This window comes from Pontibacter mucosus (assembly GCF_003054055.1).
Taxonomy (GTDB): Bacteria; Bacteroidota; Bacteroidia; order Cytophagales; family Hymenobacteraceae; genus Pontibacter; species Pontibacter mucosus.
This window is the reverse complement of record NZ_QBKI01000001.1, coordinates 465,438-491,291: the sequence shown is the minus strand read 5'-3', so window position 1 is coordinate 491,291 and position 25,854 is coordinate 465,438. Positions and strand designations below refer to the sequence as shown.

The 25,854-nt window shown below is 53.1% G+C and carries 20 protein-coding genes; 6 read left to right on the top strand and 14 right to left on the bottom strand.

The window, feature by feature from the left end:
- Positions 1 to 3: 3 nt before the first annotated feature.
- Together C8N40_RS02185 and C8N40_RS02180 are read right to left on the bottom strand one after the other, a co-directional pair.
- Positions 4 to 387 (bottom strand): hypothetical protein, encoded by a 384-nt coding sequence (locus C8N40_RS02185; RefSeq protein ID WP_092101194.1) that lies wholly within the window; start codon positions 385 to 387, stop codon positions 4 to 6.
- Between the two features lie 5 nt (positions 388 to 392).
- Entirely contained in the window at positions 393 to 635 is a 243-nt protein-coding gene (locus C8N40_RS02180) for an AtpZ/AtpI family protein (protein ID WP_108210148.1), read from the bottom strand.
- Between the two features lie 301 nt (positions 636 to 936).
- Between C8N40_RS02180 and porW the strand changes: the two genes are divergently transcribed.
- Genes porW through uvrC form a run of 3 tightly spaced genes read left to right on the top strand, consistent with a single transcriptional unit; the run spans position 937 to position 7,918 of the window.
- Positions 937 to 3,768, top strand: a complete 2,832-nt coding sequence (gene porW, locus C8N40_RS02175; RefSeq protein ID WP_108210426.1) for a type IX secretion system periplasmic lipoprotein PorW/SprE — start codon at positions 937 to 939, stop codon at positions 3,766 to 3,768.
- Positions 3,769 to 3,772: 4 nt separating this feature from the next.
- Entirely contained in the window at positions 3,773 to 6,082 is a 2,310-nt protein-coding gene (locus C8N40_RS02170) for a penicillin-binding protein 1A (RefSeq protein WP_108210147.1), read from the top strand.
- A gap of 12 nt (positions 6,083 to 6,094) precedes the next feature.
- Positions 6,095 to 7,918 carry an excinuclease ABC subunit UvrC gene (gene uvrC, locus C8N40_RS02165; RefSeq protein ID WP_108210146.1) on the top strand — a complete coding sequence of 608 codons (1,824 nt, stop codon included), beginning with the start codon at positions 6,095 to 6,097 and terminating at the stop codon, positions 7,916 to 7,918.
- A 347-nt stretch (positions 7,919 to 8,265) separates the two neighbouring features.
- On the opposite strand, the gene porN is transcribed toward uvrC, so the two are convergent.
- From porN to C8N40_RS02115, 10 genes are all read right to left on the bottom strand, one after another.
- Positions 8,266 to 9,126 (bottom strand): type IX secretion system ring subunit PorN/GldN, encoded by an 861-nt coding sequence (gene porN / locus C8N40_RS02160; RefSeq protein ID WP_108210145.1) that lies wholly within the window; start codon positions 9,124 to 9,126, stop codon positions 8,266 to 8,268.
- A gap of 22 nt (positions 9,127 to 9,148) precedes the next feature.
- Positions 9,149 to 10,747, bottom strand: coding sequence for a type IX secretion system motor protein PorM/GldM (gene porM / locus C8N40_RS02155; RefSeq protein WP_108210144.1), 1,599 nt, complete (start codon positions 10,745 to 10,747; stop codon positions 9,149 to 9,151).
- Between the two features lie 52 nt (positions 10,748 to 10,799).
- Entirely contained in the window at positions 10,800 to 11,600 is an 801-nt protein-coding gene (porL, locus tag C8N40_RS02150) for a type IX secretion system motor protein PorL/GldL (protein WP_092101181.1), read from the bottom strand.
- Positions 11,601 to 11,680: 80 nt separating this feature from the next.
- Entirely contained in the window at positions 11,681 to 12,697 is a 1,017-nt protein-coding gene (porK, locus tag C8N40_RS02145; RefSeq protein ID WP_092101179.1) for a T9SS ring complex lipoprotein PorK/GldK, read from the bottom strand.
- Between the two features lie 226 nt (positions 12,698 to 12,923).
- The gene (locus C8N40_RS02140; protein WP_108210143.1) at positions 12,924 to 13,886 is read right to left on the bottom strand and encodes a PorP/SprF family type IX secretion system membrane protein; all 963 of its coding nucleotides are present in this window, start codon (positions 13,884 to 13,886) and stop codon (positions 12,924 to 12,926) included.
- Between the two features lie 159 nt (positions 13,887 to 14,045).
- Complete coding sequence (locus C8N40_RS02135) at positions 14,046 to 14,849, bottom strand: uroporphyrinogen-III synthase (RefSeq protein WP_108210142.1); 804 nt, start codon at positions 14,847 to 14,849, stop codon at positions 14,046 to 14,048.
- Positions 14,850 to 14,900: 51 nt separating this feature from the next.
- Entirely contained in the window at positions 14,901 to 16,079 is a 1,179-nt protein-coding gene (locus C8N40_RS02130; RefSeq protein ID WP_245904956.1) for a DUF4271 domain-containing protein, read from the bottom strand.
- A gap of 70 nt (positions 16,080 to 16,149) precedes the next feature.
- Positions 16,150 to 16,557: a hypothetical protein gene (locus tag C8N40_RS22555; RefSeq protein ID WP_170114000.1), complete on the bottom strand. Its 408-nt coding sequence runs from the start codon at positions 16,555 to 16,557 to the stop codon at positions 16,150 to 16,152.
- Positions 16,541 to 17,275, bottom strand: coding sequence for a lipoyl(octanoyl) transferase LipB (gene lipB / locus C8N40_RS02120; protein WP_108210140.1), 735 nt, complete (start codon positions 17,273 to 17,275; stop codon positions 16,541 to 16,543). Before lipB ends, C8N40_RS22555 begins: the two co-directional genes overlap by 17 nt.
- A 1-nt stretch (position 17,276) precedes the next feature.
- Positions 17,277 to 18,272, bottom strand: coding sequence for a bifunctional phosphoglucose/phosphomannose isomerase (locus C8N40_RS02115; protein ID WP_108210139.1), 996 nt, complete (start codon positions 18,270 to 18,272; stop codon positions 17,277 to 17,279).
- Positions 18,273 to 18,326: 54 nt separating this feature from the next.
- On the opposite strand from C8N40_RS02115, the gene C8N40_RS02110 reads away from it, so the two are divergent.
- The gene (locus C8N40_RS02110) at positions 18,327 to 18,689 is read left to right on the top strand and encodes a YraN family protein (protein ID WP_108210138.1); all 363 of its coding nucleotides are present in this window, start codon (positions 18,327 to 18,329) and stop codon (positions 18,687 to 18,689) included.
- A gap of 776 nt (positions 18,690 to 19,465) precedes the next feature.
- Here C8N40_RS02110 and C8N40_RS02105 read toward each other — a convergent pair.
- Positions 19,466 to 20,362 carry a toxin-antitoxin system YwqK family antitoxin gene (locus C8N40_RS02105; RefSeq protein WP_245904955.1) on the bottom strand — a complete coding sequence of 299 codons (897 nt, stop codon included), beginning with the start codon at positions 20,360 to 20,362 and terminating at the stop codon, positions 19,466 to 19,468.
- Between the two features lie 282 nt (positions 20,363 to 20,644).
- Positions 20,645 to 22,465 (bottom strand): molecular chaperone HtpG, encoded by a 1,821-nt coding sequence (gene htpG, locus C8N40_RS02100; protein WP_108210136.1) that lies wholly within the window; start codon positions 22,463 to 22,465, stop codon positions 20,645 to 20,647.
- A gap of 456 nt (positions 22,466 to 22,921) precedes the next feature.
- Between htpG and C8N40_RS02095 the strand changes: the two genes are divergently transcribed.
- Together C8N40_RS02095 and C8N40_RS02090 are read left to right on the top strand one after the other, a co-directional pair.
- Positions 22,922 to 23,245 (top strand): hypothetical protein, encoded by a 324-nt coding sequence (locus C8N40_RS02095; protein WP_108210135.1) that lies wholly within the window; start codon positions 22,922 to 22,924, stop codon positions 23,243 to 23,245.
- A 177-nt stretch (positions 23,246 to 23,422) separates the two neighbouring features.
- Positions 23,423 to 25,816 (top strand): TonB-dependent receptor, encoded by a 2,394-nt coding sequence (locus C8N40_RS02090; RefSeq protein ID WP_170113999.1) that lies wholly within the window; start codon positions 23,423 to 23,425, stop codon positions 25,814 to 25,816.
- Positions 25,817 to 25,854: the final 38 nt, after the last annotated feature.

Genomic DNA, 25,854 nt, shown 5'->3' with positions numbered 1-25,854 from the left:
CCGTTAATTCTGGCTTTTCAAATGCGGGCGCAAGTTAGCCAACAAACTGTAAATTTCAAACCCGGTGAAGAGGAAATATAACGCGAAGAAGTTGAAGACGAACTGCAAACGCCCTTCCTGGTAGAACCAGATATACAGCCCCACTACCCCCAGGCTGAGCACCATCCTGAAACCCATAGACGCAAAATAGTACACCTGGAAGTTGTCAGGGTCGTTTTTGTAGCCCAGTTGCGTCAGATAATAGGTAAAACCGGTGATGAATACAAAAAAAACGAGCATGTGCCAGATGTAGCTGTGCAGCAGGGTATAACCGGTAAATTGTAGCAGGACGCCAATGATGGCACAAAGAATGGCCGTTAGGATAAGCAGGTTTCTGACAAACTTCACGTAAGTTATTTTTTATTGATGGAGACTATGGTCAGGATCATGGTGGCCAGCACGGCTACCAGCAGCAGGCCGATGGTAAACCAGGGCTTGTTGTTGCCCACCTGGGCATCCAGCCAGCGGCCGCCAAAGGCAGCCAGCACCAGCGCCCCGATCATCTGAAACGCCATGCCGGAGTATTTGACATAAGGCTTTATACTTTCCTGCCTGCGCTGCTCAGGCTGCTGTTCTTTTTCCGGTTGATGTTCCATGGCTTCAGAAGTTTGCAAAGATACTCCTTTTTACGTGCCAACGCGCCAAAACAGTGCAACCAGGGCAAAGTATACCTGGCCTGAAACCATTTGGAATATTGTATAGTTCAATAGCAGGCTCAATTGCGCTATATGCTTAACTATCCGATGATTATTGTATTTTTGTAGATAAGATGCGAATCGGCCCGGCAGGCGTTGCCGTGTGGGCTGTTGTGGCGCAGATGGCTATACTTTTAGCCTCGCCCAAAGCGTTTATACTTTATATATTAGAAGCACCGAAAACCTGCTGCACGCCGCTACTTTGAACAAGAACCCGCTGTACATACTTTTTATACTTGCCGGACTGCTGTTGTCGGCTTGCTCTGCCGAGCGCAACAACCCCATGAGCAAGGCCTACCACAACACCACCGCCCGCTACAACGGTTACTTTCTGGCTAAGGAGAAGCTGCGCCTGCTGGAAGAGCAGCTGCAGGAGCAAACAGTATACGACTACAGCCAGGTGCTGCCCATCTTCCCGCCCCTCGACACCGCCAAAGCCACCGCTATGGCCGCTGACCTGGAGGACATCAAGAAAAAAGCCTCTTTCCCGATACAGTACCACCCCAACAGCAAGTGGGTTGACAACAGCTATGTGCTGATTGGCAAGGCGAACTTCTACGAGCTGAACTTTGAGGAAGCGGTACGCACCTTCAAGTATGTCAATGCCAACGGCAAGGGCAAAGACGAGCGGCACGAGGCGCTGGTGTGGCTCATGCGCTCCTTTATAGTATTAGGTGAGATGGAGAATGCCCAGCAGGTATCGGAGTACCTGCGCAAGGAGCGCCTTAACAAGGCCAATGCCCGCGAGCTATACTTAACCCGGGCACACTACTACCGCCTGCAAAGCGATACGACCCAACTCATCGAAAACCTGGTCCTTTCCCTTCCTAACTTTGACGAGAAAGACGCCGCCTCCCGGGTACGCTATACCTTAGGGCAGCTTTACCAGCTGACGGGGCAGAACAAGGAGGCCGACCGGCAGTACAGCAAGGTGCTTCGCAGCAACCCTCCTTACGACCTGGGCTTCTTCAGCCGCCTGAACCTGGGGCAGGTAACCGAACTGGCCGACAACAACGAGGTGGAGCGCATTGAGGGGTATTACCAGCGCATGCTCCGCGATGAGAAGAATAAGGAGTACCGCGACAAGATATACTATGAGATGGCGCGCTTCGAGCTGCGCCAACAGCATTATGACAAGGCCCTGGAGCACCTGCAACAGTCGCTGCGCACGCCGGGCGCGCTGCCCAACCAGAAGGCTTATAGCTATGTACTGGCCGGCGAAATCTATTTTGAGAACCTGAACAAGTATGAACTGGCGGCCGCCTACTACGACAGCGCCGTGCAGGTATACCCGCAGCAGGCAGCCCAGTACGAGGCTGTGGCCGAGCGCCGCGATATCCTGGCCGACTTTGCCCAGCAGTACACCACCATCCACACGCAGGACAGCCTGCAGCACATCGCCAACATGCCGGAGGCAGAACGCATGGCGTTTTTGCAGACCCTGGCGCAGCGCGAGGAGGAAGAGCGCCTTGCCTTAGCAGCCAAGCAGCAGGAGCAGGCTCAGCGCCAGGAGCAGGAGAGCCGCCGCAACCAGACCCGCACGAACAATAATAACGCGACCTTCGGCACCAGCAACACCGGGGGCGTGTGGTACTTTGATAACCCCTCGGCCATGGCCTCGGCCCGCGCCGAGTTCACCCGCCGCTGGGGCGACCGGCCGAACCAGGACTTCTGGCGCATCCGCACACGGGGCGAGACCGGAACCCAGCCCGTACAGATTGTACAGACCCCGGAAAGTATAGCTGAACCGGAAACGGAGGTTAGCCCGGAGGAACGCCTGAAAGCCCAGGTAGATGCTTACCTGCAGAACCTGCCGCTCAGCACCGCCGCCATGCAGCAGTCGGAGAGGATGGTGGAGGAGGCGCTTTTCCGCCTGGCCGGCATCTATGCCCAAAGCCTTCAGGAGCCGAAAGAGGCTATCTCTACCTACGAGCAGCTGTTGCAGCGCTTTCCGCATACGTCTCATGCAGCCGCATCCTACTATAGTTTATACTTACTGTATGGCCGCACCGGCAACCAGGAACAGCAGCAGGTATACTACCAGAAGATAAAGCAGCAGTTCCCCAACACCACCTATGCCCGTTTGCTGGATGATGAGGGCTTCCTGGCCAAAACCGCTGCCGACAACCTGAAGGCACACGCCCTGTATGACTCAGCGTACGCTCACTACGAGGCGCAGGAGTATCAGCAGGCCGTGGAGCTACTGAAGACGGTGTCCGCCCAATACCCTTTCAACGACATCCAGGACAAGATCATGTTTCTGGATGCCATGGTTGCGGCCCGAACCGAGAAGCCGGAGGTGCTGCGCGAAAAGCTAAACTGGTTTAAGAAAGAGCACAAGAACAGCCCTCTGGTGAAGCAGGCGGACAAACTGCTGGCCACTTACCAGGACCTGGAACAGAAAAACCAGCTCAGAACAGAGGCGCCTGCGCCACCGGCCCCGAAGCAAGAAGCCGCTGCCCTCAGCCCGGAGCAGAAAGTTAGCACAGAAATTGCACAGGCTACTGCATCAGTGGGCAAGGCATCGCCGGTACTGCCCCCTGCTCCTAAACCGCAGCCAGGAGACACAGCACTGCCGGAGCCGCCGGCAACACCAGAGGCAGACACTGCTGTAGCGCAGGAGGCCACGGCCATCGACACCCTCCTGGCTGACCCGGCAGCAGACCCGCTAGCCTATACTACGGAGGCAGACTCGGCTTATTATTTTGTGCTGATCTTCCCTGCAGGTGAAAAGGCTTTTGCTGACATTGGGCAGAAGTATGAGAAGTATAACAACATGTACTATAGAAATGAAAAGCTTACGCTGGAGTCCCAGGATTTTGGAGACGGCAGAACCATGCTGGTGGCTCGTTCTTTCCAGGATCTGAAGCTTGCCTCCTCTTATAACATCAAACAAAAGGCGCCGCAGGCTCCGGTGGGTAGAATAAGAGGCGTAGAATTCCTTACCTTTGTTATCTCTTCTGCCAACTTCGAGAAATTTATACAGAAGAAAGATCCTGAAGTATACCTGACCTTCTTCAAAGACAATTATTAATTACATGACTACGCGTCAAAAGACCATTACTCCTAAAAAATCCTTTTACCCAAAGGTGGTGTCGGTGCTGTGGCTGCTGTTTATCGGCGGCTTTGCGGCTTTTGTACTTTATATCTTCGCGGTAAGTATAAATTTCCTGAACCTGTTCGGGGAGATGCCGGACCTGCGCACCCTCGAGAACCCAAAAAGCGAGGTAGCCTCCGAGCTATACTCTGCCGACAACGAACTCCTGGGAAAATACTTCCGCGAGAACCGCTCCCCAGTGGAGTACGATGAGCTTCCGGAGAACCTGATTAACGCCCTGATGGCCACCGAGGACATCCGTTTTGAAGAGCACGCCGGCATTGACCCGCAGGCAATGGTACGCGTGGCGGCTGGTATCATCACCGGTAACCAGAAAGGCGGCGGCAGTACGCTGACGCAGCAGGTGGCCAAAAATCTCTTTAACACGCGTAGCGAGGAGCTCAACAACGGCGTGCTGAACGATGTGCCCGGCCTCGGGATGCTCATCCTGAAAACCAAGGAATGGATCATGGCTGTGAAGTTGGAGCGCTCCTACACCAAGCGGGAGATCATGACAATGTATTTGAACACCGTGGATTTTGGCTCTAACGCCTACGGTATCAAGGTTGCCGCCAAGACTTTCTTCAACAAAAAGCCTGAGGAACTGAATGTGCAGGAATCGGCAGTCCTGGTGGGCTTACTAAAAGCTCCTACTAATTTCAGCCCTAAGTTCAATCCCGAGAACTCCAAGCGCCGCCGCAATGTGGTACTGGCCCAGATGGTTAAGTATGGCTTTATGACCGACGCCGAGTTTAATAAGTTAAAAGACGAGGAGATAACGCTCGATTACCGCGTGGAAAGCCATAACATTGGCTTGGCACCATACTTCCGCACCGAAGCCAGCAAGTTCCTGCTGCAGTGGTGCCGCGAAAACGGCTACGACCTGTATGCCGACGGCCTGCGCATCTTCACCACTATCGATGCGCGCATGCAGAAGTATGCTGAGGAGGCTGTGGTAGAGCACATGAAAGACCGCCAGAAGGTTTTCTTCGAGCACTGGAAAGGCCGCAACCCGTGGGTGGATGAGAACATGAAGGAACTCAAGGGCTTCCCGGAGATGGCCATCAAGCGTACCGACCGCTACCGCCGCCTGAAGGCGCGTTTCGGCGATGACAACGACTCGATTAACTACTACCTCAACAAGAAAGTCCCGATGAGGATTTTCACCTGGGAGGGGGAGAAAGATGTAGTCATGAGCCCAATGGACTCGCTCAAGCATTACAAGCACTTCCTGCAGACCGGCTTCATGGCCATGGAGCCGCAGACGGGCCACATCAAGGCTTGGGTGGGCGGTATCAACTACAAGCACTTCAAGTATGACCACGTGAAACAGAGCTCCCGCCAGCCTGGTTCTACGTTTAAACCGTTCCTGTATACCACCGCCATCGAGAATGGCTACCCACCTTGCTACGAGGTGCTGGACACGGAAAACTGCATCCCGCTGCCGGATGGAAAGATGTGGTGCCCTAAAAATGCCAACAACAAGTATAGCGGCGAGCGTTATACGTTACGCAAGGCACTGGCTGAGTCTGTTAACTCTATCTCTGCTTTCCTGGTGAACAAGCTGGGCGCGCCGGCTGTGGCACAAACCGCACGCCGTATGGGTATCACCACACCGCTTGACGAAACGCCGGCCTTGGTACTCGGTACGAGTGATGTTTCCCTGTTCGACATGGTGGGCGCTTACGGCACTTTCGTGAACGGCGGCACCTGGGTGCAGCCAAACTTTATCACCCGCATCGAGGACAAGCATGGCAACGTGCTGGTGGAGTTTATGCCTAAAACTGTAGAGGCTCTGAGCGAGGAAACGGCCTATACGATGGTGCACATGCTGAAGGCGGCTGCCGAGCCAGGTGGTACCGCTTACTATGGCCTGCGCTTCCGCAATGGCCTTAAAAACGAGATGGGCGCTAAAACCGGTACATCCCAGAACTATTCCGACGCCTGGTTTATGGGCATCACACCAGACTTGGTGGCCGGTGTTTGGGTGGGCGGTGAGGATCGCTCTATCCACTTCCGCACCCTTGCCCTTGGCCAGGGTGGTCGACTGGCTATGCCTATCTACGGCGCTTTCATGCAGAAAGTGTATAATGATAAGTCCATAGGCCTGACACAGGAGCCGTTCCCTAAACCTTCTATGCCTTTATCGGTAGAATTAGATTGTGACAAGTATAACCGCGGTGTGCCGATTGACTCTACCCAGCAGGATGAGTTCCTTAATCTGCCCACCGAGCTTAACCTGGAAATCTAATTCCCTTACTTTATGCCAGCAAACGAGAAGCTGAAGGAGAAAATACCGCACCTGCCGCACAAACCCGGCATCTACAAGTTCTTCGACGAGCATGGCATCATCTATGTTGGCAAAGCGATTGATATCAGGAAGCGTGTTAGCTCCTACTTCAATCGCTCTGCCCAGCATAATAAAAAAACGCTGAAGCTTGTCTCGCAGATAAAGGACATCGAGTTTACGATTGTAGACACGGAGGCCGATGCTTTCCTGCTCGAGAACAACCTTATCAAGCAGTATCAGCCTAAGTATAACATCCTGCTAAAGGATGGCAAAACATACCCCTACATCTGCATTGTAAACGAGCGGTTTCCGCGCGTTATCAGCACACGCAACAAGAAGAACGATGGCTCGCGTTACTTTGGGCCTTACCCCAGCGTCACCACCATGAACGTGCTGCTGGACCTGATCCGCACCCTGTACCCCATCCGCACGTGTACCTATAACCTCTCGCCGGAGAATATTGCGGCCGGCAAATTCAAGGTATGCCTGGAGTACCACATCGGCAACTGCAAGGGCCCCTGTGAGGCGCTGATGGACGAGACGGAGTATAACGCCAACATTTCCCAGATCCGGAACATACTTTCCGGCAACCTCTCCGTGGCCAAAGTATACTTTAAGGAACAGATGGCCGCTGCCGCCGCTGACTTCCAGTTTGAGGTGGCGCACAAGTATAAACAGAAGCTTGACTTGCTGGAGGATTTCCAGGCCAAGTCTACCGTGGTAAGTAATACGCTCACCAACATCGATGTTTTTACCATCACCAGCAACGAGGAGTGCGCCTTTATCAACTACCTGAAGGTGATGAACGGCTCCATTATACTTACCCAGTCGCTGGAGCTGGAGAAGAAACTGGACGAGGAGGATGCGGAGATACTCGCCTCTGTAATAGTTCAGCTACGGCAGGAATTTGAAAGCACCTCCCGTGAGATAATCACGAACATTGAGCTGCAGCTACCGCTTGACAACGTGATGGTTACTTACCCACAGATTGGTGATAAGAGAAAGCTGCTTAATTTATCGCTCAAGAACGCTTTATACTTGCGCAAAGAGCGTGAGGGACGGCAGGAGAAGTATAAAGAGAAGAATGAGCAGCGCGAGCTGCGTGTACTGGAAACGCTGAAAAAGGACCTGCGCCTGACAGAACTTCCGCGGCAGATCGAATGCTTCGACAACTCCAACTTCCAGGGCGATAACCCGGTGGCCTCCATGGTTTGCTTCAAAAACGGAAAGCCCAGTAAGAAGGATTACCGTCATTTCAACATTAAAACGGTTGTGGGGCCCAACGATTTCGAATCAATGTATGAGATTGTTACCCGCCGCTACCGCCGCCTGCTCGACGAAAACCAGCCCCTCCCGCAACTCATCATCATCGATGGGGGCAAGGGTCAGCTGAGTATGGCCGTCAAAGCGCTCCGGGACTTGGACTTGTATGGTAAGATAGCCGTGGTGGGTATCGCCAAGCGACTGGAAGAAATCTTCTACCCCGGCGATTCTCTGCCGCTCTACATTGACAAGAAATCTGAGTCGTTGAAGCTCATACAGCGGCTTCGGAACGAGGCGCACCGTTTTGCTATTACGTTCCACCGCAGCAAGCGGGATGCCGGTACCTTAAAAACAGAGCTGACCGACATCAAAGGCATTGGCCCCTCTACTGCAGATGCCCTTTTGCAGAAGTATAGATCCGTTAAGAAGTTGCGCGAGCTTTCCCTGGATCAGCTAACGGTTGAGGTGGGCAAGGCAAAGGCTACTATACTTTTCGAACACCTCCATTCGACTCAAAGTGGCGCAGGTGCATGATTTATACTTTGCCTGTAAGTTATACTTGCGCTTCCAAGTATAGATTTTATACTTTCTAGTTCACAGTGAATACCAACATTGAACAAGTTGTGCGCCTTAGCTTGTGCCCTCGCTCGCCTCTGGCGAGTGTGCGTCATTTGGTGGCGTCTCGCCGCCATGCCTGGAGGCACAAAGTTAAAGCGGCCAGAGTGCCCCGATAGCTCACACTCGCCAGAGGCGAGCCAGGGCACTGATGTACGCCGTATTGACTTATTAATGGTATAAAGTATAATCTGCTACAGGTGTAGGCACAAAAAGAAAAGGAGACTCAAATGAGTCTCCTTTTTATGTCTAAGCTGCTGCGGATATTAGTAGCTCCACAGGCTATACTCATACTCAATCAGTGCCTCCAAGGCATTCTGAGCAGCTAGCAGACCGTTCTTACCGCCACCGTAGATGGATGCAAGGTTCTGGTCGCCAGGGTTAGAGATTTTGGTGATGTAAGAGCTGAACAGCCACAGGTCGAAAGCGTCAGCCAGGTTCTTGTGCTGTGCATCGTTCTGCGCGTTGTACCAGATTGCTGTTTCCGGGTTGTTACGGAACACGCGTACCAGATCGCTCATCTTAAAGCTAGCCACATTTTGCTCAAAGCCCAGTGGGTTCAGCGTGGCAGGCACTTTAATACTGATTGTCTGGATATCGTGGTACATGCGTGAGCGCTTCTTATCGAACACCACGTTCTCCTTCAATTCCAGCAGGTATAGCTGCTTTGGAAAGTACTCGTTGCTTACAGGAGCAGCTTCAGTAGTTCCGCCGCTAGAGCCAAGGGCAGCACCCCAGGCATCATCCTCTTCCTCTACCTGACCGAAGCCAGCTGCAATTTCTTCCTCACTCAGGCCTCCTTCAGATTCCTTAGGAGTCAGATTTTGCATGAACTCTTCGCGCGTGATAGGTGTGCTTACAGAATCGCTTCTGTAGGCGGTGAGCTCTCCACTTTTAACGGCCTCTATGATGATCTTCGTGATCTCTCTGTTTTCAGAGAACAGGGGCTTGTTCTGCTTCTCGCGAAGGTCGATTTTGCGCCACACTGTTTTCTTGAACAGGATATCAGACTCAGGAATAGGCCTTGCTGATGGGTTGCTTTCAGTAGTGTTTGATACCTGCTGGGCCATGGCTCCTACAGACAACATTAAACCGGCTGCTACACCTATTGCTTTAACTAATTTCATACTCCTTGTAAGCTTCTATTTGTTAATTTAAAGGAACCTGGAAGTTAGGTGTACCTACCTGAACATCTACTGCCGTGCCTTTGTAGTTGAGGCGCTTTACATCAAGCACTTCAATCACCACTCTGTCGCCTTTGCTGGCTTTAGAGGCAAAGCTGGTCAGGTTAGCTGTAGGTCCGTTAAACTCGCCCTGATCAATTGGCTGGTTGCCACGTACCAGGTAAGCTCTCCACTTCGTTACTCTATAACGTGCCTCGTTAGGTAATAATTGCTTAAACCCTTCGTCAGCTACTGCCTGAATTTCAACCGCTCTGAAAGACTGTGCTGGAATTCCGCGCTTCACGTCGATAGGCTTGCCGTTTACCAAAGCCACAATCTCCGGCTTTGGAATCGGGCGAACCTTAAACTTCTCTGATCCGATAGAGTTGCCACCGCTGCTTACGTTGATTGTTACTTCCGTAGCATTCGGGATAATGGTTACTTCGCCTTTCTTTGCACCTTTAATTGCTTGTCCTCCGCTCGCGCTGAAGCTTGGGTCATACACAGCACCCAAAGCAGGCACCTGAATGTTAAGCTCATTTGCACACTGGAAATACAGGGCCTGAACAGAAGCGGACTGCACCTGAATTACTGGCTTGGCAACAATATACTCCTCTGTTACAGTGAAGGTCGTGTCGCGGCCATTCTGGTTGATAGTCACCTGACCTGTCCATTTTTGCTTAGAGTTACCGTCGGCATCGTAGTTAGAGGCAGAAGCCACAAACTCTACTCTCCCCATTCCGTTCTCTACTTTAACAGGCTTGCCACCGTAAGACATTCTTGGCGTGATATTGTCGGAAGATGCTGCGATGAACATATCAGCAGCGTATTTTGTACCGGCAGCAACCGTCTTAGACTCGGCGCGCGCCATGGCAAAAATCTTCTCGAACTTGATAATATCGGCACCTACCTGCTGGGCAAGCTTCTGCAGCACGTCAGCCTCATACTTCAGCACTTCCGCCTCTTTCTGAGAAAGTACTGCCAGAGCAGCCACCATTGGTGTCTCCTCAAAGTTCAATTGGGCAAAATCCTTACGTTTCTGAGCTGGGTCCTTCGCAGCCACAGGGTCTTCTGAACCACTTAAGGCAATTTTAGCTGGTACTTGTTCATGATGCTGTCTCAGAAACTTTGCATACTCATTCAGCTTCTGCTCCAGTTCGTAAGCTTTGCCATTGTTCTTGCTCGCGGCTCCGATCATGGTCATTGCCACGATATCATTTCCACTTGGGTTGGCATATCCGGTTCCTTCCTCATTCTGCCCGCCTGTCTCTTTAATCAACATGTCGCGCAGTCCCTGGATATAGGAAACCATCTCTGATGTTCTGTTGCGTACCTCTTCTGCTGTTTTCAGCACACGCTGGTCATTGGCAGAGGGATTTCTGTTCTCCGCAATGGCAGCTTTTATATTCGATACGACCCCGGCGTTATCCGTTACCGTCTTCTTGTTCACCGTCTGTAAAGACTCGTCCAAGAACTGGAACTTTAACAGGATAGCCGAGCTCACGTTCAAGGCAAGCATTGCAGTCAGTACGAGGTACATCATACCGATCATCTTCTGCCTTGGTGTCTCTTTTCCTCCAGCCATTTTATACTATATTAACTGTTGTTTTCTTAAGATATAGAACTACTAAACAAGATTAACCTTTCATCGCAGACAGCATGTTGCCGTACACTGTGTTCAGAGAGTGTAGGTTCTGCGTCAGGCGTGAAACTTCCTGCTTAAACTGTTCTGTATCTTTGCTGGCATCAGTGAGGTTCTCCATGGCCATGCTCAGGTTGCCATAGAACTTGTTCATGGCTTTCAGGTGGTTGTTGGCATCCTGAAGCTCCATTTCGTACACTGCATTAAGAGCTCCCAGGTTGCGGGTCATTCCCTGAATCTGAGTGTGGTATTCTTTCGCATCCGTAGCGGAAACAGCCATCTGCGCGATAGCGTCCGCAGTCGTAGCGTAGGCGTCGTTGATTTTATCCAACTGGCCGGCAGCAGCTCTAACGCGCACAGTGTATTCCTCTGTAGCGGCGGCAGCGTTGCTCATGTCAGCCATCGTAGCAGCTGTTTCGCTCAGGCGGTTAAGGCCCAGGCCAAGCTGGTGGATTGATTCTGGCGTAATGTCAGCATTACGCATCATTTCGTCTAATTTTCCTGTTACAGACGGGCCGGCAACAGCAGCAGTAGCTGGTACGATACCCTGGCCATTATAGTCATCGGCAAGTTGTGGATATACTCTGGCCCAATCCGGCTCCGCATGCTGTGGCTGGAACGCACTCAGGAAGAAGATAATAGCCTCTGTGCTCAGACCAAGGATCAGCATTAAGTCGGCCATTGGCCAGTGCTGGATCTTGAACAACGCACCAATAATCACAACAGCAGCACCGATACCATATACTTTTGGCATCAACACGTCGAACAAGAAACTGCGACCTTTAGCTTTGCTCATTTTGTTTTCTAATTAAAGTAGTGAACGATTGATTAAAGGATTAAATGGGGGATTGGTATTTAATTACTATTAAATGCTTCTTAAAACTCTCTGCCGGATGAACGTCCAAGGTAGATCATGGCGTTACGGAAGCCAATGTAGGACCTGGCGGAATCCTGGAACTCGAAGTTGCGTGTGCCTGTCTCCAGGAAGTAGGCGATGTCTTTCCATGAACCACCTCTTACCACTTTACGTGGCTCATTGTCATCATTATACACCGGGTTCAAGTCCCAGGTAACCGGAACAGTGGCATCAGAATAGGCGTCCTCGCACCACTCGGCTACGTTACCGGCCATGTCATACAGGCCAAAGTCGTTCGGGAAGAACTGGGCAACAGGGGCAGTGTAGGTAAAGCCATCGCTGTAGTAGTCACCACGACCTGGCTTGAAGTTAGCCAGCAAACAGCCTTTGGCATTGCGCAGGTAGGGTCCACCCCAAGGGTAAACGGCCATATCACGGCCACCACGGGCGGCATACTCCCACTCAGCCTCTGAAGGAAGGCGGAACTGCGGCATTGGAGCGCGGCCGCTTTCGGCGTTTGCCTGGTTCTTGTGCTTGGTGCGCCACTCGCTGAAGTACTTGGCTGCAAACCAATCCACTCCCACAACCGGGTAGTCATCAAACGCCGGGTGAGAGAAGTAGTACTCCATCAACGGGTCGCCCATGTGGTACGTGTAGTCTTTTACCCATACGGTGGTATCCGGGTAAAGCGCCGTCATCACATATTCCTCACCCAGTACATCGAGCGAATCCTCCATCATCACGTTGATGAACTGACGGTACTCGTTGTTGGTAATCTCGGTTTCGTCCATATAGAAGCCACCAATGGTTACCTGCTTGTTTAAGTTTGCCATAGATGCTGCTATATCCTGGTCAGCCTGCCCCATGTGGAAGGTACCGCCCGGGCATGCAACCATACCGTAGGGCACTTCCTGAGGGTTGTATGCCGGTCTGTCTTCAGCGCCTACAAGGTCTCCTTGCGGCCCGCGTCTCATACCACAACTTGCAAGCAGCACCACCGCCAATACGAAGGAAGACAGCTTTAGTAGTTTATTCATGATGACTGTTAAAAGTAAATTTTCTGTAATAAATTTTAGCACACTTCTACGAGTGTAGCAAATATATGAGAAATAGGAATAAATAAAAAACAATTCACTGCAACGCCTTTTTTAATTTTTTAAACGGTCTAAAGGGTTGATTATTATTGGAATGTACAATTATTTTTTTATGCACTTTTTGAAGAAGCGCCCATAAAAGTAACAATGCTGTTACAATTACCAAACGTTACCTTGTAAAAAAGTAGCGGGGCGTTCTTACAGGTGGCTTAAATCTTACCACTGGCTCTGGCAGGCGGTAGTTTACCATTACCTCGTGCGAGGTAGGAGCCTTGGCCGACTTGTTAAAAGTAGTTAAATCAAGCGCGTAGCCCACCCGCAGGGCATTGTCCTGGAGCAAAGAAACTCCCACCAGGGCACTAACAGCTTCTTCATGACGATAATTCAATCCGGCCCAATATTTTTCCTGGTAGGTCAAGCGGCCGCCCACGTCAAATGACAAAGTCTCGGTGTCGTGCTTCAAAAGGGCAGTTGGGGTGAGGGTAAGGTCGGCAGTTAGCGGCATGTGGAAGCCGGCTGTCAGGTAGAGGTGGTTCTCCCCGAGTAGCACGCCCCTGCCGGTATTGGTGGAGTCGGCAAACTCGTACTCTGACTTTAGCAGGTTGGTGATGCCCCCGCCAGCATAAAACGTCTCCGACTCATACCAAACGCCTGCGCCCAGGTCATACTTGGTGTCCTCGCTGTTGAAGGGCACGTTGGGGTCGCCCTCATCTATGGCGCGATAGCGGCCCTTTTTATAGTTGTTCACATTTCCCTGTATGCCCAGGCCCAGTTTACCGGTCTCACCTATATTAATATGGAAGGAGTAGGAGAGTGCCGCGGTGAGAACGGTGGTGTTGGCCACTTTATCGCGCATCAGGTTCAGGCCCACGCCGCCGTGGAGCAGCCGCACCGGCGCATGCGCCGACAAAAAAAGCGTTTGCGGTGCACCACCGTCATCAAAGGTGGCATCGTAGCCGAGCCACTGGTAGCGGTAGATGGACATAAACTCCGGCCGCTTGGTTATACCTGCGTAAGCCGGGCTTATCTGCATGCCATTAAACCCGTAATGGGTAAACTGCGGCTGTTGCTGCGCCTGCGCCAATGGCACTGCCAGAAGCACCAGCAACAAGACAGGTAGAAGCTTTTTCATAGGCTGCGGCAAGAAGGCAAGGTTAAGGAACTAGTAATGCACCTAGCGTATTCAAATATAGCTATTAAACACTAAAACGCAAATGCCCGTCCCTTTGTATCGGAATGGCTTTTGCGTTTTAGTACGTATGCAAACCAGGCTTAAAAGTTGCGTTATCGCTTATTTTTTTGCCTCCTGCATCTGGTTCTGTATGTATACCTCTATGGCTCCGGTCATGGATGGCGCATTAGGGTGCGGCGCCTCTATATCCAGCTCCAGGCCTGCGTCGCGCACCGCTTTGGCAGTGGTGGGGCCAAAGGCAGCAATGCGGGTGTTATTCTGCTTAAAGTCCGGGAAGTTGGCAAACAGCGACGTGATACCTGACGGGCTGAAGAAGGCCAGGCAGTCGTAGGTCACATCGTCCAGATCCGACAGATCGGCGGCCACAGTCTTGTAAATAATGGCCTCGGTGTGCTTGATCTTGTTCTGCTTCAGGAAGTCCGGGATATCGTCTTTGCGGATGTTGGAGCAAGGGTAAAGGTACTTCTCGTTCTTGTGCTTCTTGATCACCTCAAACAGGTCCTTGGCCGTTTTCTCACCCACAAACAACTTACGCTTGCGCAGGGTAATATATTTCTGCAGGTAGTAAGCCGTTTGGTCAGAGATGCAGAAATATTTCATGTCGGCAGGCATCTCTATTTTACTCTCCTGGCAAATGCGGAAAAAGTGGTCCACGGCGTTGCGGCTTGTAAAGATAACGGCCGTGTGCGACAGGATATCCACTTTGTCCTTACGGAACTCCTTGTAGGAAACAGGCTCCACCTCAATAAATGCCCTGAAGTCTACCTTAATGCCATACTTCTCTGCAATAGAAAGGTACGGAGAGTTGTCGGTAGTAGGCTGTGGTTGGGTAACCAGGATACTTTTGATAGGAATCTTGTGTCTTTCAGGGTTCGCAGAGCCCTTTGCTTTGCTTTCAGCCATATTAAAATAATGCTTTTAAGTTCGCCTGCTGTAATGCCCGCCCGCTGCTGTCTAAAAGTTAAAAACGATCAGTTCCAGCATAATTGCCAGCGGAATCACTTCCGTGGCGCAAAGGTACGAAAATAAATGCAAATTTATCACCGAGACTTTCTTATTTACGCCATAAAACACCCGCAAGATACTGATGACCAGCAACAAAGCCACCGACAGGTTTGAAATAAGCAATATCGCCTCCGGCATTAGCATGTTCAGGGAAAGGTAAAGCAGCATGATGAAGGGCAGGAAAAGTCCCATAAACAGCAGCGAGCGCAGAAACTCACGGTACTGCAGCTTTACCAACTCCTCCAGGCCAAATACAAACGACATCACCTTCAGGTAAACATACTTCAGCAGCACCACCCCGAAAATAAGCAAAGTATAAAAGAGGACTTTGGTAGTGATATCGGCCTCCGACACCGGGAAAAGGCGGTTGAACAGCCGCACGTGCTGCACGTTGGTGTGTATGGCCGCAATAAGCAACGCCATGGAAAGCGAGAAGGCAAGTATGAACAGCAGGTTGGAGGCCGTGCCCAACGGTTTGCCCGAGTACAGCATCTCCTGTGTGTCGTGGCGCAGGAAGTTGTGGGGGCTGAACCGGTTTTTGAAGTCGGCGGGAAAGCTGACGCGCAGCAGGCCATACAACAGCCCGATCAGCAGCATGAATATAATAAAGGTATTTTGGTTCACGTACTCGCGCACCTGCACCGAGAAAGGGCGCTGTCCCTCGTCCTGCTGCTCGTCGGCTACGAGCGGCACATTCCGGAAGGTGCTCACGTTTGGCTGCTGGCCGGGGTGCCATACCGTAAGCAGGTACTTGCCCTCCACAGGCGCAGCCCCTTTGCTGAACTCTGCCAAATCCAGGGTATAGTAGGCAGAGGAGTCGGCCTTAAAGACAAGCCGGTTGTTCAGAAACAGGCACAGATCCTTAGGGGCGGTAAAGGCTATTTGGAAGGGCTGCGCCTGGGTAATGGACAGCCACTGGTGCAGGGCCTTATACTTTGCATGCTGGCCCGAAACGTAGGGCACCAGCTGCACCTGTCCCTCGGGCTGCACCAGCCAATTGCCCGTGATGGTGTTTTTCTGCTCCAGCGGCAACACCTGCCCCTGCACAGGCGCCTGCCACACGCCCAGCCACAACACGACTAAGAGCATCCGGAAAATAAGGCTATACTTTGGAAGCAAGCTGTGCACAGTATAAAAGGTGAATGGGAGCAGCGGCGGCAGCCGGGATATACTTTATTTATACTTTGGTAAGGCCGGATCAGGAGTGCAGCACACCCTGCGTCTGCAGCATGCCTATCTCAATCAGGTTTTCCTCCACAATAGAGTCGGGCACAAACACAAAGCGCTTGTCGTAAATCTGGCGGCCGATGTAATAGCTTACCCAGTACTCATTGTTGATGTGGAAGATGGCCGGGTCGATGGGCTCTACCTGTACAAAGCTCTTTGCCTCCACCCGCTCAAACATGTGGCGCAGCACGGAGGTTTTTACTTCCTCCCCGTCCATAATGCCGTAGCCCTTAGAGGCCACCAGCACGTTCTCTACCGGAAAGTTGTTGTAATTGAGCAGGTATACATTCCAGGCCGGTTGGTCGGCAACTGCTTCTGTGGCTTTGGCAACAGCCACCGCAATCCCCTCTACCGTCCCAAAATCAATGTCTTTCTTCATGCGCAGCGGTTGTAATGTTGGCGCCGAAAAGGGCGGCCAGGTGTTTCAACAGTTTTTCCTCTACCTCGGCCAGCGGCACCTCGTGCCCCAGCTCTTTGGCCAGCGAAGTTACGGCTTTATCAGAAATACCGCACGGCACAATGTTATTAAAGTAATCCAGATCGGTGTTGATGTTGAAGGCGAAGCCATGCATGGTTACCCAGCGGCTGCATTTTACGCCCATAGCGCAGATCTTGCGCGGGTTACGCTGCGCTTCGTGGTCGAGCCACACGCCCGTAAGGCCTGCTATGCGCCCGGCTACCACGCCGTAGTCTGCCAGGGTAAGTATAATTGCCTCCTCCAGAAAACGAAGGTACTTGTGAATGTCGGTAAAGTAGTTCTCCAGATCCAGGATGGGGTAGCCCACAATCTGCCCTGGCCCGTGGTAGGTGATGTCGCCACCACGGTTTATTTTGTAATAGGTGGCGCCTTTGGCCTGCAGCCCTTCCTGGTTCAGCAGCAGGTGCTCTTCGTGGCCGCTCTTACCCAGGGTGTACACATGCGGGTGCTGGCAGAAGAGAAGGTAGTTTGGCGTAGGCGTCTGCTCGTCCGGGCCAGCGGCACGGTTCTTCACCTTAATGTCCAGTGTGGCGGTAAAGAGCTTGTCCTGGTAATCCCAGGCCTCTTTGTAGTCAATCAGCCCCAGGTGCCTGAACTGTATGTCGGTATTTTTTTGCACGTTATACTTTAGATAATTCCCTTTTCAGGTGATTTATAGTTTCTGTGTCGCCAGGGTCCACCTTATTCAGCCCGGCCAGGTACAGCGACACCCAGTCGAAGAGGTGGACAAGATAAAACATCTGCTCCAGCATGGTAGCGCCAATGGCCTCTACCTCCAGCACCTGCTGTCCCTTTCGCTCCAGCGCCTCCCGTACCAGCTCCATGCGGAGCCTGCTGCGCGGGTGGTCGTAGCCTGTTTTAATGTACAAAACAGCCAGCCGCTCGTTTAGTTCCGACGGGTTTTGCCAGGTCTCTACCTCGTTATGGCATAGCTCGGGCAACGCGTTCACGTGGGCCAGCTGCTTGGCGTTTGTGTTCAGCTGCTGCTGAAAGCGCATCGCCACGGGCATAAAAGTCTCATCGGCGTAAAGTATGGGCAACCGTGCGTGCAGCGAACTGGCCAAGGCACTGGCCTGTACTTTTATACTTCCGGCCTGCTCTTCCAGCAGGTCTATACTTTGGCGCAGCTCTGTTTTAAAGGCGTCGTCCAGCAGGCCGGCATAGTGCAGCAAGTATAACTGCTGCACCAGCATAAAGCCCATGCAAGCCCGGGGCGGACCGGCATCTGCTGGCAGCGTGAGGTGCGGCACGTTGTTAGCCTGGGCTATGCGAAGCATCTCTCCGCCAGAGCTTACAAAGCTAACAGTCGCTTCTGCCTCCATTGCCTGCCGCACCATAGACAGCGTCTCTTCCGTATTGCCTGAGAAGGAGGTGGCGATTACCAATGATTTGGAGCCAACAAAGGCGGGCAGGCTATGGCACTTCTGCACCAGCACAGGCACCGTTAACTTGTTAGCTACATAGGTTTTGGCCAGGTTGCCGCAGATGCCTGAGCCGCCCATACCCGCCATCACCACATTACTATACCTGGGGCCGGCGAGGTTTACGGTTTCGCTTTCCCCGGCCTGCATCGCCTGGCGCAACTGCTGGGCAAAGTTTTCAATAAGTTCTTTCATCCGATGCTAAAGTTGGCGAAGCAGCCTTAGCTGCCCGCAAAGTACAATTTTTATATGGCTTCTCAAATAAGCAAGCACCTCCACACCGGCCGCATGGGCGAGGACCACGCTGTTGCCTACCTGCTAGGCAAGGGCTACATCATCCTGCGGCAGAACTACCGGCACCGGCGCGCCGAGGTGGACATTATCGCGCAGCAAGGCGACCTGTTGGTGTTCGTGGAGGTGAAAACAAGGTCTACAGATAGGTACGGGTTTCCAGAGGAGGCTGTTGGCGTGAAGAAGGAGGCCATGCTGTTAAACGCTGCGGAGGAGTTTATACTTCAGGAGGGGTGGGGGCATGAGGTGCGGTTTGATATTATCTCGGTCACGCTGTCGTCTCCGCCGGTTATTCATCATATTGAGGATGCGTTTCATTGAAGGAGTATGCCGCTTGGATTTCTGAAGGCGAGTTATACTCTCTGGGGCAAGCGTCCGCTTGTACCTTCATTCACCGCTGCCGCGAGTTTGCAACTCGTGCTATTAATGATGTTGGATTTGTCGTCCAACTGGCTTGAAAAGCTATACTTGTACTTGGGCTATACTTCTTATACTTCTCCATTTATTCTTCCCGTTCTATACTTGCATTGCCACCGCTTCCTTCCACTTGAACCGAGCTATCCTTACTAGCTGCCGTTCATCCTCCAGCCTTACATAAGCTACTGTTGCATTTCTGGCTTTGGTGCCCTCCCAGGCCGGGAGGCCTCGTTTTCCCGCTCGGCGCTGGGAGCTTTTCCTTTGCTCCTAACGTCGCAATGCCTCGCTCACGCTCGGCACCGGAAAAACTCGCATAGGCGCCTCACAGAAAAACTGGGAAGCAGTTCGATAGCCGTTGCTATTACTACTGTCCCCTTGAGGACAAGTAAGAACGGGAGTTCGAAGCTTCCGATCAAAGCTCTACAGGGGTGTAATCGTCTGCTGAGTTTATAAGTTGTAGGGACAGGTCGCGACCTGTCCGCGCAAAGGCTTAAGCTACCAAGCTTATACTTTAGAGAAAGTAATCACAGACTCCCCTCCTTAGACAAGGAGGGGCCAGGGGTGGTTGGACCCGGCACTGCAGAAACGCGGACAAGGATGTCCGCAGAAGTAGTCCGGAACAGCAGCATAACTCTCTCCTCCGCTCTGGGAGCAGAGCTATACTTTGCAATGGCTAAACCTTACTTACTACTCGCCTGCGAGCGTTTGTCGAATTTGCCGCGCTCGTAGATAGGGGTGGCGTGGCGGTCGTAGGCGCGGAGCAGGTACGGCTCGTGCGGAGCGTCGTAGGCAGTTTTAGGATATTGGTACTCGTACCGGCGGCGGTTCCGGAAGTCGTAGTAGTTGATCCAGACACCTACTTTGCGGCCTTTCTCATACTGCCCGCTCCACTCCAGCTGCCCATTCTCGTAGAACCGGTAATAAGGCCCCTGCACCTGTCCGTACTCGTAGGGAATTACCTCTTTTATCTTTTTGGTGTCGCCGTAATAAGTTACCACCGCGTCGCGCAGGAAGCCTTTTTCATAGTGCTCCTTGCCCACTAGGGTGTGGTCTTCGTTGTTGCGGTACTTCTCCCAGCGCAGGTGCTTGGTACCCACGTAAAAATAACCTTCCTCCACTACCTCGCCGTCCAGGGTTTTCTTGTAAGGGCCGTGCAGCACCTTGTAGCGGTCGGTGTCCTCCTGAACAGCGGCAGAACGGGCCAGTTTGCGGTTCTTGGTATCGTAGTAATACTTGTAGGGGGCGTAGCGATCCGGTGCCTCGTACACAGGCAGGTAGCCGAAGGTTTCGATGGTCTCGCGGTAGCTGCCGCCGCTTTTCGTGAACCCGCGCTTTATCTTGTAGCCCAGAAACTCGCGCTTGCTGTGCTTGGCCTTGCGCTTCTTTTTTTTCTCCTCTATCTCCTCCTCCAGCGGGTTTTTCGTCTCGATGGTGGGCTTGGTGGTGTCGGCGGCGGCCAGGGCGTCGGTTTTTGCCTTGTCGCCGTCCTTCAGGCGGGCCATGTTCAGGTTATAGTCACTGTTCCACTTGGGCTGGCCGCAGCTGCCCAGGCTCAACAGTAAAATCCCTATCCACAAAGTATAAACCGCGCTTTTCAAATTTTGAATGAGTGACTTTTGAATGAGTGAATGCACAGCCGAATTAGCTGCACCTGATTATCTACCGAAATCAATTAACAATCAACAACTATCCCAACGTAAAGATGCACATTATAAGTATACGCACCAACAGGCAACCAGGCCCCTATAACTGTGCCCGCGCCGGGTAAGTTTCATTTATACTTTAGCAGGAGCAAAAAGCAAAAAAGGCAGCGCCCAAACGGACACTGCCTTAGCTGTTAGGTATTTAAAATAAGGGTATTACGCTTTGGTCATCAGCTCAAAGCTGCGCTTCACGAAGGTGGTAAGGGCCGCACCCGATAGCATGTTCTGCGACAGCAGGGCCAGATCAAACGCCTGACGCGCCAGCTGCCCTTTCTCCTCGGCCTTCAGCACGCGCTGGTTCAGCGGGTGGTTGGCGTTGATGGTCACGTTATACATGTCCGGCATCTCGCCCATAAACATCATGCCGCCGCCACCGGCGCGGTTCATGTCCTTCATGCGGCGCATAAACTCGGGCAGCGTAATCACCACCGGCGCGTCGTCCGGGGCAAGCGGGGCCACGTCCACGGTCATGTTTTTATTGTTGATGGCCTCCTCGTATACTTTCTTCAGCTCCTCTTTCTCGCCCTCGCTCAGCACGCTCTCCTTCGCCTCGTCCTTCTCGATAAGCTTGTCGATTGTCTCGGAGTCTACGCGCTTGAGGGTGGTTTTCTCCAGCTTCTGCTCCAGCAGGCCAATAAAATGGCTGTCGATGATGGAGTCTAACTTGAGCACGTCGTAGCCGCGGTTCTGGGCCGCCTCCACAAAGGCATGCTGCTTGTCGGCGTCGGTCGTGTACAGAAGCACCAGCTGCTCGCTCTTGTTTGTCTGGTTGGCCTGCACCAGGTTTTTATACTCTTCTAACGTATGGTATTTGCCTTCCGTATTCTGCAGCAGCACAAAATCCTTCGCCTTCTCATAGAACTTGTCATCGCTCAGCATGCCATACTTCACAAACACGCTGATGTCGTCCCAGTTCTTCTCAAATGTCTCGCGGTCCTTGCGGAAAATCTCTGCCAGCTTGTCGGCCACCTTCTTGGTAATATAGGTGTTGATCTTTTTCACGCTGGAGTCGGCCTGCAGGAAAGAGCGGCTTACGTTAAGCGGAATGTCCGGCGAGTCGATCACGCCGTGCAGCAGCATCAGGAACTCCGGCACCACGTCCTTCACCTCATCGGTAATAAACACCTGGCGCGAGTAGAGCTGGATTTTGTTGCGCTGGATCTCAAACTCGTTCTTCACCTTCGGGAAGTATAAAATACCGGTCAGGTTGAACGGATAGTCCACGTTGAGGTGAATCCAGAACAGCGGCGGCTCTGAGAAGGGGTACAGCTCCTTGTAAAACTCCTTGTAGTCCTCGTCCTTCAGCTCCGATGGCTGCTTGGTCCAGATCGGGCTCGGGTTGTTGATGGTCTCCCCCTCAAACTCTACCGGCACAGGCAGGAACTTGCAGTATTTGTCCAGGATGGTGCGGATGCGGGCTGTTTCCAGGAACTCCTCCGAGTCCTGCGCGATGTGCAGGATCACGTCCGTACCGCGCTCGGCACGCTCAGCCGTCGTAATCGAAAACTCGGTGCTGCCGTCGCACTCCCAGCGGGCAGGTTCAGCGCCCTCCTGATACGATTTCGTAATGATCTCCACGCGCTCGGCTACCATAAACGCCGAGTAGAAGCCCAGGCCAAACTGACCGATGATCTGATCCTTGTCGGCAGAGGCGTCCTTGTAGCGCTCCACAAACTCGGTGGCACCCGAAAACGCGATCTGGTTGATGTACTTCTTAATCTCCTCGGCTGTCATGCCCAGGCCGTTGTCGGAGATGGTGATGGTTTTGGCGTCCTTGTTCACGGCCACTTTCACCTTCAGCTCGCCCAGCTCGCCTTTATACTCGCCAATGGAGGACAGGCGCTTGATCTTCTGCGTGGCGTCCACGGCATTGCTCACCAGCTCGCGCAGGAAAATCTCGTGGTCGGAGTACAGGAACTTCTTGATGATCGGGAAAATATTCTCGGTGTGGATGGAGATATTACCTCTTTCTTCCATTGTCTATACTTTATATGGTTAAGGTTGATCTTTTGCGGATACTATACTTCAGGCCATACTTTCAAAACCTGTTCCAGAGGGCGCCAGCGTGACAGGATGGCAGGGTGCGGCGGAAAAAACTACCGCTGCGGCAGACTTTTATACTTCCGGGGCTAATTTATAACTCAGTTTGCAGTTCACTACTTTGGTGAAAGTGTAAACCCACCCCCGCCCCTCCATGGAGGGGAATTTCTACAAGTGTACTTTAATTCCCCTCCTCGGAGGGGGTAGGGGTGGATTAATCGCAACTTAAGTTTTATACTTGCCCGACTAAACCTTTTGACCTGAAACCTATCTAACCACCCGCAGCAGCACCCCAATTTATACTTGTGCGTACAGGAAAAGTATAAACATGGAACGATGCTAAATGCAACATTGTAGAAAATAGTATATCTTTGTTTTTGTTTCAACGCCGACGTGCACCGTTATCTCCAACATATCGCCCTCGCGCTGCTCCTGCTCTTCAGCAGGGCCATGGTGCCTGATGAGCTGATTCAGGAGCTGCACCCGCACACGCACACGGTGCACGCCGACCACTGCGACACCCATGAGGCGCAGGTAGGCATGAAACACAAGCACTGCCCGGTGGAGGACGTGTTCAACTCACCGTACCAGGGCGAAACGCTTACCCTTAGCTTTACCACCTTTACCCATACCACTGTTTATGCCGGCTCTTATTCGTGTGCCTGGCAGGGCAGCACCTCCATCCCATACTATCTCCGGGGACCTCCCGTAGCCTGATTTCAGCAACCCGCACGCTCCGTCTATACTTTGCCAGGTATGGCCGCGGCACGTGCTTACCCTCCCAAACATATTTTTACGAGCCCTCACAGGCCCGCTTCTGCCATTGGCGTAGCGGCTGCCGCAGCAGGGCCAATCTGCTATAGGTTATACTTTGGTGTAGCCTCCCATTTATTATTGCTGAAATTAGAAGACGTGCTGAAGACGAAAACCATATTTATTGCGCTGGCTTTGTTGGCGTTGCAGGCGCCGGCATTACGGGCCCAATCGCTGCCCGGACCGGTAGCCGAGGACGCCGAGCAGGACTGCGGCCTGACCATTTCGGGCAAGGTGCTGGACCATGACACGCGCGAGCCGCTTATTGGGGCTACCATTTACTTGCCGGAGCTGGATCGTGCCACCATGTCTGATGCGTACGGCAACTACCATTTCCACCAGATATGCCGTGGCGCCTATACGCTGCAGGTAAAGTATCTGGGCTACGAGGAGGAGCAGTTTGCCGTCAGGCTTACTGCTTCGGCTACCCGCGACCTGCAGCTGCACGCCAGCCCACGCCAGCTGCGCACCGTGGAGGTGACCGGGGAGCACCTGCGCGAGCAGGCCCAGACCCAGCAAAGTATAAGCGGCCGCGAGCTGGAGCAAACGCGCGGCCTGGCGCTGGCCGAGACGCTGAAAGGCATTGCCGGCGTAACCACGCTGCAGACCGGGCCCACCATTTCCAAGCCGGTTATCCATGGCCTGCACAGCAACCGCGTGCTGCTGCTCAACAACGGCGTGCGCCAGGAGGGGCAGCAGTGGGGAGCTGAGCACGCGCCGGAGATAGACCCCTTTATTGCCTCAGAGATGAAGGTGATTAAGGGGGCGGCCGGGGTACGCTACGGGGCCGATGCGATTGGCGGGGTGGTGCTGGTAGAGCCCAAGGCTTTGCCCACCTCACCCGGTGTGCGCGGCGATTTATACTTGCTGGGCAGCACCAACAACCGCCAGATGGCTACTTCGGCCACCGTGGAGGGCAACTTTGAGAAGCTGCCGCCGCTGAGCTGGCGCCTGCAAGGCACGCTGCGCAAGGCCGGTAACGCCAAAACGCCGGACTATTACCTGGAAAACACCGGCCTGCGGGAGCAGAATTTCTCGGCGGCGCTGGGATATAACAAGGAGAAGTATGGCGCAGAGCTGTTCTACAGTCGCTTCAGCACGGAGCTGGGTGTGCTGCGCGAGTCGCACATTGGCAGTGTGCAGGACCTGATGTATGCCATCGAGCGCGGCAGGCCCAGCAACGCCGACAACGCCGGGTTCACGTATGCCATCGACCGCCCGTACCAGGACGTGCAGCACGACCTGTTTAAGGCCAAGGGTTTTTGGCAGCTGGGCGAGGCGGGCAAGCTGGAGTTTGTGTACGGCTGGCAGCGCAACCTGCGCCAGGAGTATGACATGCGCCGGCGCGTAAGCCAGGCCCCAACCCTGGAGCTCACGCTCAACACCCATACTGCCGAGGCTACGTTTGAGCACAAACCGCTGGGCAACCTGACAGGCCTGGTGGGCATCAGCACGATCTACCAGAAAAACACCTACCGCTATAGCGATTTCCTGCCATACTTTACCGGCACCACGGCGGGCATCTTCGCCACTGAAACCTGGCGGAAAAATCGCCTGCAGCTGGAGGCAGGCCTGCGCTACGACTACAAGCACCTGCTGGTGAAAAAGCTGGAGAATAACCGCGAGCTGATTAAGCCCGAGTATGAGTTCAGCAACCTCTCCGGCACGCTGGCCGCGATGTATGACGTGGGCTACCACCTGACCTTCGGGCTGAGTGCCACCTCGGCCTGGCGCGCGCCGGGTGCCAACGAGCTGTTTAGCGAGGGAGTGCACCACAGCGCGGCCGCCTACGAGAGCGGCAACCCGAACCTGAAGTCGGAGCAGGCCTATAACCTGGAGTTTTCGGTGGACTACTTTAGCAACCCGCGCCTGAACGGAACGCTGAGCCTGTACCACAACTACATCCGTGATTATATTTACCTGAGGCCGCTGCCGGAGCCGGTGCTGACTATTCGCGGAGCCTTCCCGGCGTTTGAGTATACGCAGGCCAACGCCACGCTTTCGGGCATAGACCTGAGCTGGGATTACAGGCTGGCGACGGGGCTGTTGCTGGAGTCGAAAACCTCGTTGCTGTATGCACGTAACCTCGATACCGATGACTACCTGATCTACATGCCGGCCAACCGTTTCGACAACAGCCTGCGCTACGAATTTTCCTCTGGCAATGGCGGCAAGTTGACGGATACCTACCTGTCGGTGGGAGGCGTGTATGTGGCGAAGCAGCGGCGCACCCCCGAAAAAACGGAGCAGGATTTTGCTCCGGCCCCGGATGGGTACTTCCTGCTGCAGGCGGAGGCAGGCACCACCATCCACTTTGGCAAGCAGCCGATAGAGGTGGGCATCACCGGCAACAACCTGCTCAACACCGCTTACCGCGACTACCTGAACAAGCAGCGTTACTACGCCGATGAACTGGGCCGGATGCTGCTGTTGCGCGTGCGGATTCCGTTCGATTTCAGCAACATGAATAAATAAGTATCATTTATATAGTGAATCCCGTATTGTTGTACATT

Excerpts from the sequence above, each read along its gene's own strand:
- C8N40_RS02180 (WP_108210148.1), bottom strand. The coding sequence starts at position 635 with ATGGAACATCAACCGGAAAAAGAACAGCAGCCTGAGCAGCGCAGGCAG.
- C8N40_RS02170 (WP_108210147.1), top strand. The coding sequence starts at position 3,773 with ATGACTACGCGTCAAAAGACCATTACTCCTAAAAAATCCTTTTACCCA.
- uvrC (WP_108210146.1), top strand. The coding sequence starts at position 6,095 with ATGCCAGCAAACGAGAAGCTGAAGGAGAAAATACCGCACCTGCCGCAC.
- porN (WP_108210145.1), bottom strand. The coding sequence starts at position 9,126 with ATGAAATTAGTTAAAGCAATAGGTGTAGCAGCCGGTTTAATGTTGTCT.
- porM (WP_108210144.1), bottom strand. The coding sequence starts at position 10,747 with ATGGCTGGAGGAAAAGAGACACCAAGGCAGAAGATGATCGGTATGATG.
- porL (WP_092101181.1), bottom strand. The coding sequence starts at position 11,600 with ATGAGCAAAGCTAAAGGTCGCAGTTTCTTGTTCGACGTGTTGATGCCA.
- porK (WP_092101179.1), bottom strand. The coding sequence starts at position 12,697 with ATGAATAAACTACTAAAGCTGTCTTCCTTCGTATTGGCGGTGGTGCTG.
- C8N40_RS02140 (WP_108210143.1), bottom strand. The coding sequence starts at position 13,886 with ATGAAAAAGCTTCTACCTGTCTTGTTGCTGGTGCTTCTGGCAGTGCCA.
- C8N40_RS02135 (WP_108210142.1), bottom strand. The coding sequence starts at position 14,849 with ATGGCTGAAAGCAAAGCAAAGGGCTCTGCGAACCCTGAAAGACACAAG.
- C8N40_RS22555 (WP_170114000.1), bottom strand. The coding sequence starts at position 16,557 with ATGAAGAAAGACATTGATTTTGGGACGGTAGAGGGGATTGCGGTGGCT.
- C8N40_RS02115 (WP_108210139.1), bottom strand. The coding sequence starts at position 18,272 with ATGAAAGAACTTATTGAAAACTTTGCCCAGCAGTTGCGCCAGGCGATG.
- C8N40_RS02110 (WP_108210138.1), top strand. The coding sequence starts at position 18,327 with ATGGCTTCTCAAATAAGCAAGCACCTCCACACCGGCCGCATGGGCGAG.
- htpG (WP_108210136.1), bottom strand. The coding sequence starts at position 22,465 with ATGGAAGAAAGAGGTAATATCTCCATCCACACCGAGAATATTTTCCCG.